The 14,109-nt window shown below is 42.6% G+C and carries 10 protein-coding genes and 1 tRNA gene; 3 read left to right on the forward strand and 8 right to left on the reverse strand.

Annotation, left to right across the window (positions count from 1 at the left end; translation table 11 throughout):
* Positions 1-119 precede the first annotated feature (119 nt).
* Complete coding sequence (locus ACJVC5_RS00255) at positions 120-851, reverse strand: hydroxyacylglutathione hydrolase (RefSeq protein ID WP_408097375.1); 732 nt, start codon at positions 849-851, stop codon at positions 120-122.
* A 1-nt stretch (position 852) separates the two neighbouring features.
* On the opposite strand from ACJVC5_RS00255, the gene ACJVC5_RS00260 reads away from it, so the two are divergent.
* On the forward strand, positions 853-2,103 hold the full coding sequence (locus tag ACJVC5_RS00260; protein ID WP_408097376.1) for a M48 family metallopeptidase: 1,251 nt from the start codon (positions 853-855) through the stop codon (positions 2,101-2,103).
* Here ACJVC5_RS00260 and ACJVC5_RS00265 read toward each other — a convergent pair.
* Complete coding sequence (locus tag ACJVC5_RS00265) at positions 2,089-2,940, reverse strand: alpha/beta fold hydrolase (RefSeq protein WP_408097377.1); 852 nt, start codon at positions 2,938-2,940, stop codon at positions 2,089-2,091. The genes ACJVC5_RS00260 and ACJVC5_RS00265 overlap by 15 nt on opposite strands.
* A 55-nt stretch (positions 2,941-2,995) precedes the next feature.
* Here ACJVC5_RS00265 and ACJVC5_RS00270 point away from each other — a divergent pair, with 55 nt between their 5' ends.
* A complete protein-coding gene (locus ACJVC5_RS00270; RefSeq protein WP_408097378.1) occupies positions 2,996-3,346 on the forward strand; it encodes a hypothetical protein in 351 nt (116 codons plus the stop codon).
* On the opposite strand, the gene ACJVC5_RS00275 is transcribed toward ACJVC5_RS00270, so the two are convergent.
* On the reverse strand, positions 3,343-4,332 hold the full coding sequence (locus ACJVC5_RS00275) for a hypothetical protein (protein WP_408097379.1): 990 nt from the start codon (positions 4,330-4,332) through the stop codon (positions 3,343-3,345). The two genes, ACJVC5_RS00270 and ACJVC5_RS00275, sit on opposite strands and share 4 nt — an antisense overlap.
* A gap of 161 nt (positions 4,333-4,493) precedes the next feature.
* Between ACJVC5_RS00275 and ACJVC5_RS00280 the strand changes: the two genes are divergently transcribed.
* Positions 4,494-5,708, forward strand: a complete 1,215-nt coding sequence (locus ACJVC5_RS00280) for a hypothetical protein (protein ID WP_408097380.1) — start codon at positions 4,494-4,496, stop codon at positions 5,706-5,708.
* Here the strand turns inward: ACJVC5_RS00280 and ACJVC5_RS00285 are convergent.
* The 5 genes from ACJVC5_RS00285 to lon all read right to left on the reverse strand — a co-directional run bounded on the left by ACJVC5_RS00285 (position 5,705) and on the right by lon (position 13,936).
* The gene (locus ACJVC5_RS00285; protein ID WP_321393087.1) at positions 5,705-6,367 is read right to left on the reverse strand and encodes a response regulator transcription factor; all 663 of its coding nucleotides are present in this window, start codon (positions 6,365-6,367) and stop codon (positions 5,705-5,707) included. The two genes, ACJVC5_RS00280 and ACJVC5_RS00285, sit on opposite strands and share 4 nt — an antisense overlap.
* A gap of 249 nt (positions 6,368-6,616) precedes the next feature.
* Positions 6,617-6,692: transfer RNA gene (locus tag ACJVC5_RS00290), tRNA-Val, on the reverse strand.
* 99 nt (positions 6,693-6,791) lie between these two features.
* On the reverse strand, positions 6,792-10,550 hold the full coding sequence (locus tag ACJVC5_RS00295) for a hypothetical protein (RefSeq protein WP_408097381.1): 3,759 nt from the start codon (positions 10,548-10,550) through the stop codon (positions 6,792-6,794).
* Positions 10,551-10,737: 187 nt separating this feature from the next.
* Positions 10,738-11,415: a hypothetical protein gene (locus ACJVC5_RS00300; protein ID WP_408097382.1), complete on the reverse strand. Its 678-nt coding sequence runs from the start codon at positions 11,413-11,415 to the stop codon at positions 10,738-10,740.
* Positions 11,416-11,527: 112 nt separating this feature from the next.
* Positions 11,528-13,936, reverse strand: a complete 2,409-nt coding sequence (lon, locus tag ACJVC5_RS00305; protein ID WP_408097383.1) for an endopeptidase La — start codon at positions 13,934-13,936, stop codon at positions 11,528-11,530.
* Positions 13,937-14,109: the final 173 nt, after the last annotated feature.

The following is a 14,109-nucleotide window of genomic DNA, read 5'->3' on the forward strand; positions in this document are numbered from 1 at the left end:
CGCTGGGGCCTTAGTAACGGCCTTCTTCACTGCCTTCTTGGCAGGGGCCTTTTTGGTCACTTTTTTAGTCACTTTTTTTGCAACTTTTTTCGTAGCTTTCTTCGCCATATTCTTCCCTTTTACCAATTGTCTCGTAAGCTTCTTAACTTGATAAATAAATCTCTGTCAGATGACATTCCTAACTGATGTTGAATCTCAGCAGAATCTAACCTGAAGAATGGATTTACTTTCATTTCTTCCTCTAAGCTTACCGCAGGTAAATCTTCTGTGCTCATATTTTTTAACTCATAGATTCTGTCTTTAATCTGCTTATTTTCAGGTTCAACCGTCAAGGCGAACTCGAGATTTCGAAGACGATAATCGTGGCCCGGATACAGAAGAGTGTCTTTGGGAAGTTCTTTTAACATTTTGGTTGTGACATAAAGATTCCCTACGTCCCCACCACCACGACAATTCCCCACTCCTGAGTTAAATAATGTGTCCCCTGAAAACAGGGCCAAAGGCGTATTTTCCTGCTTCCACATAAAGGCCTGGTGATCCATCGTATGCCCGGGAGTATCCAAACTCTCCAAGACAAAGTTCTCACTGAGTTTCAGCTTTTCTGCGTTTTTAAGTTTACGCACTTCTGCGTTAAACGCCTCCATTAAGGGTGCGTTACCACGAATATGATCAAAGTGCTGATGGGTATTCAATATTCCCTTCAAGACGAGACCGTTTTTTTTGATATAATCAATTATCGGTGCCGCTTCGAAAGGATCAATCACCCACGCATGATCAGTATGATTATCGTGAATAAGATAGCTGTAGTTTCGAAGATCGTTATAAGCAAAGAAAGTTTTAACCAGGATCATTATGGAAAACCTTTATAGTTATTATACACAAGTTCTGTTCTTGACCTGTGTAATCGTCAATCATCTGTTTGAAATATACCTGTCTCGCAGGCAAGTGACCACTCTAGAGAAAAATCGTGGCGAAGTGCCCAGTGAATTTCGCTCATTCCTAAATCTGGCCGATCACCAAAAGGCCATTAGTTACGCCACAGCAAAGCTGCGCTTAGGTCAAATGCGTCTCGTCTATGATTGCGTCCTGCTCTTTTATTGGTTTCCTTTCAGAGGAGCTGAAAATCTCTATCGTGCCCTGCCATTTTCTGGCCTTCACAAAGAAGTCATGTTTCTCGTTTTCTTTATGCTGATTCAGGGACTTTTAAATCTCCCATGGTCTGTCTATTCGACTTTTGTTCTGGAAGAACGTTTTGGATTTAATCGTTCAACACCAAAACTCTTTATCACCGATCGTATTAAAGGGCTGGTTCTTGGCGCACTCATCGGAGTTCCTGTTCTTTACGGAATTGTCTATCTGTTCATGAGCGTTGGCCAATACTGGTGGCTGGCAAGCTTCATTGCTCTTACGCTTTTCCAGTTCACATTAGTGTGGTTATACCCAACAGTCATTGCTCCACTCTTTAATAAATTTAAACCTCTTGAGGGTGATGAATTGAAACACGGGATTGAAAATCTTGTGACTCGTGCGGGCTTTAACGCTAAAGAGGTTTTTGTCATGGACGCTTCAAAAAGAAGTTCTCATGGAAATGCTTACTTCACGGGCTTTGGGAAAAATAAGCGTGTGGTTTTCTTTGATACTCTTTTAAAAGACCTAAGTAATCACGAGATTCTGGCAATTCTCGCTCACGAACTCGGCCACATGAAATTGAAACACATTCCAAAATCACTGATTGCTTCATTGGTTTTATCGTTCATTGGTTTTTGGCTTATGGGGACCCTGTCCAACGCCAATTGGTTTTACACCGGCCATTTCGTAAGAATCGTTTCACCGGCCGTGCTTTTCCTTTTATTCATTGAAGTCATTCCGGTCTATACGTTCTGGTTTGGGCCGATCGGCTCATGGATTTCTCGTAAACGTGAATTTGAGGCGGATGAATATGCGGCCGGCGAGACAAAAGCGGAAGACTTGATTTCAGGACTCTTAAAACTCTATCGTGAAAACGCCAGCCCAGTGGTGACGGATAAAATCTATTCAGGATTCTATCACTCTCACCCACCGGCACTTGAGCGAATTAAAAAACTCGAATCATTCAAACGATAAACCAGTAAGACTCTGGCGTAGGAAATTCAAGTAAGGCTTCTTGTACTTCTCAACTTCGTTATGAAGTTCGTGATAGCCATCATCGACTACTTTTACCTGGGCGTTCTTTTCTACTTTCTTGAAGTAGTTCGTGATCGCCTTAGGATTCACCAGCACGTCACCTGTTCCGATTGACACATACAGTGGGCATTCAGCACGTAATGGTCGAGAGAACGTGTCCCGAGCACACTTTAAAAGTTCAAAGAAAAGCTTCGTATGTATCTTCAATAAACAAAGTTCATCCTTGATATAACTCTCATACACACGGCTATCATGAGAAAGCTTCTTCAGATCAAGAAGACCTTGAAGAGGAACAGTTGGAAACTTTGAAAGACTATCCAACATAAACTTTGGCGAATTTGAGAACAATGGTCCCATAAGCCCTGGTGCCGCCACCGCCGGAGAACTCAAAAACACCGTGTCGGGATAAAAATGTGGATCGGCCATGTTCTGAAGGTAAGAGGCCGTGATAAGTCCACCCATCGAATGCCCAAACAAAGTATAGTTAGTCATGCTAAATTCTTTCTTAAGGTACCCGACAACTGAATGAAGATCTTTTAAGAAGAACTGGAAATCATCCACGTAAGCACGCTTCCCACCACTCTTACCGTGACCACGAAGATCATAGATGGCGATGTTAAAGTTCTGGGAAAATAGCTTAAGAATGAACTCGTGACGGCCTGAATGCTCCCCAAGACCGTGAGTAACGATCAACCATTTTGAGCTGCCAGTTTCACGAATGAGACATTTTAAGATGGTTCCATCAAAGGAAATGATGTCTCGGTATTCATTATTCATAAAAATCCTTTATAATAATCTTAATATGTATTGCCCAGTATGCTTTCAAAACACAATGAAGATTCGCTCCAACGGAGTTATCAAGCTCGCCTTCAATGGTAAGTCGAGAAATACGTCGCTCTATACTTATAATCTCCAAAAAGAGACCCAAGAGCAACTCTTGCAAAAACTTCGAGAGAAGATCGTCGATTTCTTTAGCTTCTATTCCGAATTCAATAATAAGACCCCGATTAAAAACTTCGAGGCCTACTCAGCAGATTTTATGTGCACCAATGGTTGCAAACTTGACATGATGAGCACCAAGGTAAGTGTGGTGGGAGTGGTCTATCCTGGAGCAGTCGTAAAGGCCATGCTTCAAGAAGAAGGTAAGAAGTTCGGAATCGACATTGAAGTAAACTTCAACTAGATCTTTGCCTTAATCTTAATCTCAAATTCCAAAAAGCCCTTCAGCTGAAAGTCTTTAGGAGCGTTCTTTGGATCAATATAAGCATCCACTTTAATGGCATTGTTTTTCATCAACATCGGGACCAGATTTACATCAGGAACTTTAAGATCGAGACAGACCTCATCACGACAAGGATTGATCTCACCAATTCCTAGGGCCTCAACCTGATTAGAATCTAATGAAAGTCTTGTTTTAAACATCTCTTCCATAATCGGATCTTTTTTAACTTCAACCAAAATCGACTTACTTAGAGTATGAACTCTTTTGAGATACTTATAATGGTTCTCTTCCAAGTACTTTCTCGTCATATTTGGTTTTTCAGTTTGAATAATGAAGATCTTCCCCACATTATCGTTCTGAAGAGAGGCCTTCTTTTCTTCCTGATTATATTTTAAAAGTAAAAGACCTTCCGAGTTCTTCTCCCACTCGGCCGCGTGTTGATCACGCTCTTTTTTAAAGAACGATCTGAATGTTGAAAGTTCTTTTTCATTTAAGTCGTCCGTCTCAATCACCGGCTCCCAAGACTCAGTCTGACGATCTAAATGGGTCGAGCTAATTTTCACCGCCACCCGACGAAGAAATTCAAAATTTTCTTTCTTCTTTTCGGCCTCAATAAAAAAGAAAATTCTCTTCACTTTAATGGAGGTCAAATATTCGGCCGGAATTTCAGGAATAGGTTGAATCAAAGTCAGACGAGTTTTACCGGCCCCCATTGAGGCACCTAAGTTCATAATGGCACTTACGAATCCACGAAAAAGAGGATTAATATCAGAAACGCTTGAACGAAATGATGAAATAGACTTCTCAGAAAGAGGTACCACAATCGGTAAAGTCACATGGGAACCGTCCCCCAGTGTCTCAACCGCTGTACGGGTCTTAATTGTGCTCTTTTTCCCGCAACCTACGGCCAAAAGAAGGAGGCCCAGTAGTAAACAACGCTTATTCATGATCTAACCTTCTGAAAAGACAAGATTTTTAGGAATTATAGCAAACCGTAAAAAGTTTTGAGGGTGCCCTGTCAAAATTACACAGCACTATGTCAAAAGTTCACACGCATCGAGTCATCAATTAAAATCACTTCATCTATCAACGGAATTCGGGGAACTCGATGAAGAAGCTCATTACAATGATGGCCTTTAGTCTTTCTCTTACTGCTTACGGGCAGGCCTGGAAAACACTTCCTAAAGGAGTGAGAATTCTGGGTTACCGAAACGTTACGACTTCTAAAGTAAAAGAGAACTATAACCAGTTCCGTTCAGGAACTCCGCTTGGTGCTCAATTTCGTATTGATGCCAGCACACTAAATGAGCTGGCGAACAATATCATTATTCCGGGCCAGGACATTAACTCTGATGCCTACAACAACTTTCTTGTTGGTGAATATAAGGTAGATGCTGAAGCTCAATTCAATGTTCAAGGACTGGGCTTTGGTTACGGTATTACTAATAATGTTATGTTCTATGCTCAAATCGCCTACTACGATGCCAAAGTAAGAACAGACATTAAAAGAACAAAGAAAAATACCTACTCTCAAACGGGCGAAATTCTTCACGGTGGAAATGGCGGTCTAGCAGACGACACTCTTGCAGATAATATGAATAACCTTCCTGATGTTAATGAGGGCGTTATTCAATCTGCCATTACCAATCACTATGGCTATAAACCAATCGGTGACTGGTACGGTAAGGGCTATGACGATATGGAAACTGGTATCATGGCAAAAGTCATTGATCAGGGTGTTTGGGGACTTATGCTTTATCCAGGAGTGGTTCTTCCAACTGGATACCAAGATGATCCAGATATTCTTCAAGACGTGGGTTTTGGTGACGGACAATTTGATTTTTTTGGAGAAATGGCCACAGGATACGTGGTGAATGATAAGTTGAGCTTTGGGACAACTCTTCGTTATACCTACCAAGCTCCTACGACAAAAAAGCTTCGCATTCCTGATTCACGTGACTTCACGCTTTCACCGAATAAGGGAAGCTTTGATGTTAAATATGGTGACCGCATTAACTGGATGCTGAGCTCGACAATCTTCATCAATGACTGGGTCTCATTTACGCCAATGTATCGCTTTATGTATCAGATGCCGTCAGAATATGATTCGAAATATACAAATGCGAATGAATTTCTTTCTTATAATTCAGATAAACAAGAACATCAGGTGCAGCTGACGTCGACGCTTTCTTCGATTCAACCATTCTTGAAGAAGAAATTTGTTCTACCGGCCCAGATCAACGTTAACTTAGTTAAAACTGTGACCGGTAAGAACGTGCCAAATGTAAGTCGTTTTGAATTAGAACTGAGAATGCTTTTTTAGAGAACGATTTTGTAACCAGTACCCCAGACTGTTTCGATACCGATATTGATTTTGTTCATTTTCTTACGGAGTGAGAAAATGTGCACATCAATATTTCTGGCAGTCATATCCATCTCTTTATCGAACTGATTAATCAGCTCTTCACGAGTGCTGGCGTTTGTCTGGTGCTTATAAAGGTGATTGAAGATTATAAACTCACGTGAAGTAAGATTCACAGTCACACCATCTTTAATCACAGAATGAGCTTCAGGGATTAATTTAAGTCCCACGTTCATGAGATTATCTTGAAGTGAGCTTACTTTGGCATGAGCGTTTCCTACTCTCACCAGAAGCTCCTCATAATTGAACGGCTTTGTGATGTAGTCATCCGCACCACTCTGCAGGCCTTCAATGATTTGATCTGATTTGTTATACGCAGACATCATAAAGATTGGAGAGATCTTGTCTTTAAGACGGATCGTACGAATAATGTCGATCCCCTTAATTCCTGGCAAATTCCAGTCAACGAGATACACGCAGTGGTCTGGACGTGTTTTGGCCGAAAAAAATTCCTCAGCAGATAAATACGCATTCACTGTGAACTGATGTTTCTCGAGCAAGTAGCGTAACGACTCAACAATCTCTTTTTCGTCTTCAATGATCACAATTGTCTTTTTCATTTCCATCCAATCTATTACTTACGTGATTAATCTAAAGATAGGCCTAAGATTTTCCTAATCCTAGTTCTACAGCAGATATAATAAAATTATCTAACAAAAAAGACTCTGACAGAATGCAAAAATCACGTCATTCCGCACATTTAGCATTAATTTTACCTTAACTTATAAAGATAACTTTAATGAATTAAATTTGGCGTTCTAAGAATTTAAAGATGTTAAGAGATCGAAAATATCTAGGGGTCGGAAATATGGTGGGCGTTGAGGGGATCGAACCCCCGACATCTACCTTGTAAGGGTAGCGCTCTCCCAGCTGAGCTAAACGCCCACATGTCCGTTTTGGAGACCCTATATTAAGAACTTGGATTATTTTTGTCAAATAGAAAAAGGCCTTAAGATGTTATTTTTCTTAAGGCCTCCAAAATTATTATTCTGGCTTAATTTGCAGCTCTTGGGTGTGCACTACTCTGCCCCCGTTTTTCACTGCTAATTTCAATTTAATCGTCTTTCCTTTTGCGGCCTTATTCAGCTTATAGGTAAACGTTAATTTCTTCGCTGCGCCTCGATTTAGCACCTCTGTGACTGAAGGTTTGCTCACGAACTCAACGTGCTTAGTATCAATCTCTTCAAGAGTCGCTTCGTAGCCCTGATCAACTCCAGCGAACTTGGGCCTAATTGTTACATCGACATCATGTTTCTTCGTCACAAAGATAACAGAGATGTTCGGAGTCGTATCAAAATCAACTGATGCATCAATAGAAGGATTAATCTTCACTTCTGTTTCAACACGGAACTGTTCAACGCGATTGGCGCGGAAATGGTTACCTGGGTGAGTGATTTCTCCGGCCACAACGATCTTCGAGCCAGGAACCGCACTATCATTCACATAAAGATTCATCACAGAAAGCTCTGAATGAGAGTGAGGAGCAACACTTGTAAGTGGGGCCTCTCTTCTTACCGTCGATACGTTTGAACTCATTTCAGTGATTCGAACTAAGCTGTTACCGTTAGATGCTTCAGAACCAATGTTCTTCACCAACATCTTAAGAGTCATCTCCGCACTTGGAGAAATGCCGTAAAGGGCCTCGGTTGTGAGTTTCGCTTTCTCTTTAAGAGCAAGTGCCGCGTTTTTGTTCAAATGATCCTGAACCAGATTAATTGCTTCATCCTCTACGCGGGCCGTTTCTGCTGGAAGATTTGCATTATACTGAGCATTTTCGGCACGAGCGAAAGACTGCTGATAAACTTCTTTCTTACCACTGGCCACACCTACGTCCTTCCCTACTTGAGTCGCCTCTTTTAGGTAAACCGGATACAAACGAGCAAGCTCAGAGTCGAACACCTTATCAAGCTGAGAATTGAATGTTGGAGCATAGTCTTTATTAAAAGCTTCTAGATGAGCAGCATTGTAAAGAGATGCATAACGAAGAACATAAGATCCCTTACAGGCCTCTACAAAGTCTTTCACATTTTTATAAACAGCAGAACAATCCACCTTCTGGGCGTTTTCACCGGCACCAGGAGTAGCATAAACGTTTTGAGCAACTGCCAATTTTTTACGAAGGGCCAGAACTTCTTTAATCTCTAGATTAGACTGTTCGATGAGAGCATCTAGAGAAGAAACAATCTTGGCAGCTTCATTGATTTCAGCTGGCGAAAGATTCGGGATTGATTCTTCAAGTGCAATCGCCATGGATTGAATCTGAGAAATATTTTGTTCAATGACGGCCGCAACCAGGACTTTCTGAGTTGTTGCATCTTCTCTTAGGCGACGATCAAGTTCTTCCAGATAAAATTCCGGTTTGAGAACGAGATTGGCATGATCCTTGGCACGACGGGCACCGGCCACTTTACCATCGGCGTCTCCTTTCTGAGCATCCGGAGTTGAGGCCAAACCAATATCAAATCCAGTGGCAAAACCAGCGATCTCACCACGAACATAACCGCGGCGAAGAGCTTCCCACTTTGCTTCCACCGAAGCGTTCTCAGTAGCGAGTTTATTGGCCTTGATTTTTGCCTCAACACTTCCTGCTTTAGAACCATCTGGTGTACCGATCTTTGCTTTCTCCTCACCCAACTTTTGAGACTGAGCAAGGTAGTTCTGATAAAGGGCCAGACGGTTTTGATACTGAGTGTTCGCTTCATCAGCGTTTTTCTGAGCAGAATTACGTGCCGTTTCGGCCGCCACAACTTTTGGAGACACGACTTTTAGATCATTACGAAGCTTCGGTAGTTCAGAGGCAATCGTTGCAATGTCCTGATCATTGATTTTAATTTCTTCTGTTGCTCCAGCAACGTCTTGTTCGGCATTTCGTTTTTGATTGCGAAGGGCCTCAAGCTTACGAAGTGAGTCTTGATTGTAACGAAGAAGAGCGTCACGGTTGCGTGCTTCTTCATTTAATTGGTTACGAAGTTGAGCAATCAGACGATCAGACTGTCCAAGATCCTGACTGACAACATCCAGGGCCGCTTGAGCACTTCCTAGTTCTCTTTCTATCGTCAGACGATCCTGACGGATTCGGGCCAACAGACGCTGTTCTCGATCAATCTCAGATCGTTTTTGCACAACGACCTGATCCATTTGGCGGGCCTCTTGGTCATTACGACGGAGATTTTGTGGAAGTTCATTGATCGCTTTTTCCATTTCAGCGACTCGTTGATTAAGTTTTTTTGTTTCGGCATCTAGACGCTGGATCTCGCCTTTTAAAGTGTTCACTAATGCTGATAGAGCAACTTCTTGCTGAGTCAACTGAACCACCTTCTGGGCGGTAGGAGCTTTTTGGGCCTCGAGTGCGTTCACTTCTGCTTCTAGAACAGCAATCTGTTGAGATAGACCAGTGTTGGCCCCCGAGCGCTCAGCGATTACACGATCATTATTGGCGATAGTGGCACGGGCCGCATTGATTTCTGCTTGAAGAGCGTTGTTTGTATTTTGAAGACTTGTGATCTGAGAGTTTAGAGAATTGATTTCAGTTTGCTTGGGAGCGATTGAAGCATTTAACTGCTCTGTCTCCTTTGCCAAACGGTTGATCTCATTTCTCTGACCTTGAACAGAAGCGTATGTGCGCTCAATCTCACCGCGAAGACGAGCGACCTCACCTTGGTTACCGGCCCGCTGGGCCTCTAAAAGGCGTTTATTCAAGGCCTCAATTTGCTTCATAGTCGGAGCAACCTGGGTCTCTAGGGCCGCTTTCTCGGCGTTATTAGACTGGATTTTAGAGGTAACAGCAGATGTTTCGGCCACAAGAGCATCACGACGGGCCACCTTAGTAGCAATGTCGGAGCCATTAATACGCGCTTGGTTCTGGGCGATCTTCTGATTAAGAGCATTGTTCTCCGCTTGAAGTTTAGCAATCTCAGGAGAAAGACGTCCAAGTTCGGCCTTAAGGGCATTTAACTGGGCCTTCTTAGGATTAAGGGCCACATCAATCTGATTAAGTTTCGCCTGTTCTCCTGCAAGCTCCGTTCTAATACCTGGGAGTCTTGATTCAGCATCAGCGAGTTGTGTGCGCTTAATGGCAAGGGTTGAGTTGTTCTGGTTAACAGAATTTCTTACCTGCACGACTTCGTTCTTAAAGCGTTCAGCATCTTTAACTAATTGGGCACGCTCACGATCAAGTTCCTGTCGCTTTTGAATGGCCCCATTCATTTCATTTGTCAGGCGATTAAGAACAGCGACAGATTGATTTTCTTCACGAATTTCATTTTGAAGACGAGCGTTGATTCGGGCCACATCGGCCGCGATTTGATTTCTACGAGTAAGAATGGTTTGATTACGAGCACCCTCCTCACCTAGGTCACGTTGAAGAGTCGCAATCATGGCGTCCATTTGACGAAGATCTTCAGAGATCTTTCCAAGCACACCTTCAAGGCCCGTGATGTCAGCACTCACACGCTCAAGCTCAATCTGCTTTTGAGTAATCAGATTACGAAGCTCTTGGTTACGAGCAGGCAGAGCAACCTGATCTTTCTCCATCTGCGCGATGGTCTTTTCAATCTCTGCTTTTTGAGCAGCAAGCTTTTCGTATTCAGTGATCTTTTGCGACAGAACCTGATCAAGATTCTGATAGACCTTCAAGTACTGTGGATGGTTAATCTCATCAGGAAGACTTTGAGCGAAAGCTTGTCCTGAGAGAATCATCGAAGCAATCAAAGAGGCCTTAACCGCAAAAGCTGTGGTTTTCATTTTTTTCTCCATGTAAATGAAATCTGGAGAATCATATATGATTTCGGGAGTTTGCTGGGGAGCCGGTGTAAAGATTACATTTCACTTTCGCTGGCGAAAGTGATGAAGGCCAACTCTACGATTTAAAAAGAAAAGGCCCGGTATTTCTACCGGGCCGACTGGTAGGAACCTTCCAGGTCAGCACTTTCTATTGTTTTTCTAACAAGTGTTTCATTGCAACTACGCTCAAATCCTTCTCGTTAATGACCTTTGAAATAGTCCTATTTGTCGGTTGTTCAATACAATCGTAAGAAGCAACGAGAAGAATTGGTAAAATCCGATCAAAATCATGACTTTCGCCAATACTTGATACTGACGAGGACCAAACTTCCTCTCCATTGTTCTCTCCGGAGATATTTAAGAATCTTCGCGCATTATTTTTTACAGTTTCCTCTAATCCAAAGTTAAGCTTCAGTCCCTGCTTAGTTGTACTTTTATCTGCGAGCTCGAGTCCGGCCAACTTCAGGACCTTTTCGATTTGAGGATAAGTCATTTTCCAATCTAGACTTTTCATCGAGAGATTTCTATTTCCTGACTCCACAAATACTTTTTTAAATTTTTCTTCCGAGCTACGACATTGAGAATTCACCTGATAGCCTTGTGAATCCGTAGGAAATTCTACCCGAGATTCGAATGCATCATTTTGAAAATGATAAATGCTCGTTTTGAATTCCCACTTACAGAACTTATGCGTGCTTATATTGACACACTCTCCATGACCACCAAATTCCTCTGCAAAACTTTTATAAGGCATCCCTTTTTGCACGTTGAATTGAGGATGATAAGAAGCACAGGCACCAAGTACTAACAGAACTAAGTATTTCATTTTGACTCCTATTTTATATTATTTTAAATGGAGTCTTATAGTTCGCAAGCACTCAAAAACAAAAAGGCCCAGGACAATGCCCGGGCCTCTTCATCTAAAGATTTCTTAGAAATTAGTTCGCAACTTCTAGGTTCGCTTCACCATCAAGAACCTTAAGCGCACGCGCTTTCATGAATTCTTCTGGCTTCGTTAGGTTCAGGGCCACACGAAGAACTTCTTCGGCCTCTGAAACTGGGCGAACTTCGATGCCCTCTTTGATCTCATCTGGAATTTTCACCAGATCTTTCTCATTCTTTTTAGGAATGATTACTGTCGTGATACCTGCTTGTTTAGCGGCAAGGATCTTCTCCTTAAGACCACCAATCGGAAGTACGCGACCGCGTAGAGAGATCTCACCAGTCATTGCAACGTCCTGACGAACAGGGATGTTTGCAATTGCTGACGTAAGAGCTGTTGCCATTGTCACACCTGCAGAAGGGCCATCTTTTGGAGTTGCACCATCTGGAACGTGGATATGGATATCGTTCTTAGAATACCACTCGTGATCTACACCAAGACGGTTAGAGATTGAGCGAACATATGAAAGAGCTGCTTTCGCCGACTCTTGCATTACTTCACCAAGCTTACCAGTCACCTGGATCTTACCGTTACCTGGAACAGTCACAACTTCAATGTTAAGAAGCTCGCCACCTACTGATGTCCAGGCCAGACCGTTCACAAGACCAACCTGAGGCTGTTCTTCGATTCCAGAGCGGTCAAACTTGATTGGACCTAGGTATTTCTCAAGGTTCTTCTCATCTACTTTAAACTTACGACCTTCTTTGATGTCTTCAGTTACTACTTCTGTGGCGATCTTACGAGCGATTGTGTTCATCAAACGCTCAAGCTCACGCACACCGGCCTCTTTTGTATAGCCGCGAACAACTGTAGAGAAGATCTTATCAGTAAGAGTCACAGGATAGTTTTTCAATCCGTGAGACTCAACTGCTTTCGGAAGAAGGTACTTCTTCGCGATCTGCATTTTTTCATCAGGTGTGTAACCCGCGATATGGATGATTTCCATACGGTCACGAAGTGGACCAGGGATAGCACCAAGATCGTTAGCAGTCATGATGAACATAACTTTTGAAAGGTCATATTCACACTCGATGTAGTGGTCACCGAAAGTCTTGTTCTGACCTGGATCCAATACTTCAAGCATTGCTGCACCTGGGTCGCCACGGAAGTCAGAAGACATTTTGTCGATCTCATCCAGTAGGATCACAGGGTTCGATGTCCCCGCTTTTTTAAGAGCGTGGATGATCTTACCTGGCATTGCACCTACGTATGTACGACGGTGACCGCGGATCTCAGCTTCATCACGTACGCCACCTAGAGAGATACGTACGAACTTACGACCTAGCGATTCAGCAAGTGATTTCGCGATTGATGTTTTACCAACACCTGGAGGACCTGCTAGACACAGAAGTGTCCCGCGAGTGTCGTCCTTAACAAGAGCGCGTACAGCAAGGTATTCAACAATACGCTCTTTCACATCATTTAGTCCGTAGTGATCAGCATCGAGAATTTCACGAGCTTTTGCTACAGAGTTGTCATCATGTGTGTACTCGTCCCAAGGAAGAGAGATCATCCAGTCGATATAGTTACGTACCACCGCTGCTTCTGCAGACATTGGTGACATAGACTTAAGCTTACGAAGTTCTTTATTCGCCTTCTCGCGAGCGTCTTCAGGCATTTTCTTCGCGCGAAGTTTTTCTTCCATCTCTGCAACGTCAGACTTCTCGTCCTTGTTACCAAGTTCTTTCTGAATGGCATTCATCTGCTCGTTCAGGTAGTACTCTTTTTGAGATTTTTCCATCTGTGTTTTCACACGAGAACGGATGCGTTTCTCAACGTTGATGATTTCGATTTCACCCTGCATCTTCTCAAGAAGAAGTTGTAGACGTGTATCAACGTTAACAGCATTCAGAATATCTTGCTTCTCAGGGATCTTCATCGTTAAGTGAGCAACAATAATGTCCGCTAAACGAGAAGGATCTGTGATCGAAGAGATGCTCATAAGAAGTTCAGGAGGAATTCTCTTATTAAGCTTCACGTATTGTTCGAAGATGTTCTTTACCGATCTCATTGAAGCTTCAACTTCAACGTCTGATTCGATAACGTCAGCACACTTCTCCACTTCAGAGTAGTAACCATCGTTTTCGCAACGGAAGTTTTTAATCTTCGCGCGGTACTTACCTTCGATTAAAACTTTTACTGTATTGTCCGGTAGACGAAGCATCTGAATGATACTTACCACCGTACCGATATCGTAAACGTCTTCTCTTTCTGGATTTAAAACTGAGGCATCTTTCTGTGTAACAAGGAAGAGCTCATTGCCGTTCTTAGCTGCTTTCTCTAGCGCCGAAATTGATTTCTCTCGGCCAACGAAAAGTGGCACTACCATGTGAGGGAAAATGATCACATCACGTAGTGGAAGGAGAGGAAAGTTATTAACAGCTTCAGACTTCTTATCGGACATAGCACCTCCTGCGCCTTACTGTCTTCATTTGATGTACCTCATGCATGAGGTATCATAAAAATAAGTATCCCATGATTTTGTGAACGAACAGAAGAAAAAAAAAGGCCCGGTAAAAGATTCCCGGGCCGACTGACTTTAATGATTACTTCTAGTTATTTGTTGTTTAGCAACTT

The sequence above is a fragment of the Peredibacter sp. HCB2-198 genome, from assembly GCF_045999315.1.
GTDB lineage: Bacteria > Bdellovibrionota > Bacteriovoracia > Bacteriovoracales > Bacteriovoracaceae > Peredibacter.

Excerpts from the sequence above, each read along its gene's own strand:
- ACJVC5_RS00295 (WP_408097381.1), bottom strand. The coding sequence starts at position 10,550 with ATGAAAACCACAGCTTTTGCGGTTAAGGCCTCTTTGATTGCTTCGATG.
- ACJVC5_RS00275 (WP_408097379.1), bottom strand. The coding sequence starts at position 4,332 with ATGAATAAGCGTTGTTTACTACTGGGCCTCCTTCTTTTGGCCGTAGGT.
- ACJVC5_RS00280 (WP_408097380.1), top strand. The coding sequence starts at position 4,494 with ATGAAGAAGCTCATTACAATGATGGCCTTTAGTCTTTCTCTTACTGCT.
- ACJVC5_RS00260 (WP_408097376.1), top strand. The coding sequence starts at position 853 with ATGGAAAACCTTTATAGTTATTATACACAAGTTCTGTTCTTGACCTGT.
- ACJVC5_RS00270 (WP_408097378.1), top strand. The coding sequence starts at position 2,996 with ATGAAGATTCGCTCCAACGGAGTTATCAAGCTCGCCTTCAATGGTAAG.
- ACJVC5_RS00265 (WP_408097377.1), bottom strand. The coding sequence starts at position 2,940 with ATGAATAATGAATACCGAGACATCATTTCCTTTGATGGAACCATCTTA.
- ACJVC5_RS00255 (WP_408097375.1), bottom strand. The coding sequence starts at position 851 with ATGATCCTGGTTAAAACTTTCTTTGCTTATAACGATCTTCGAAACTAC.
- ACJVC5_RS00300 (WP_408097382.1), bottom strand. The coding sequence starts at position 11,415 with ATGAAATACTTAGTTCTGTTAGTACTTGGTGCCTGTGCTTCTTATCAT.
- lon (WP_408097383.1), bottom strand. The coding sequence starts at position 13,936 with ATGTCCGATAAGAAGTCTGAAGCTGTTAATAACTTTCCTCTCCTTCCA.
- ACJVC5_RS00285 (WP_321393087.1), bottom strand. The coding sequence starts at position 6,367 with ATGAAAAAGACAATTGTGATCATTGAAGACGAAAAAGAGATTGTTGAG.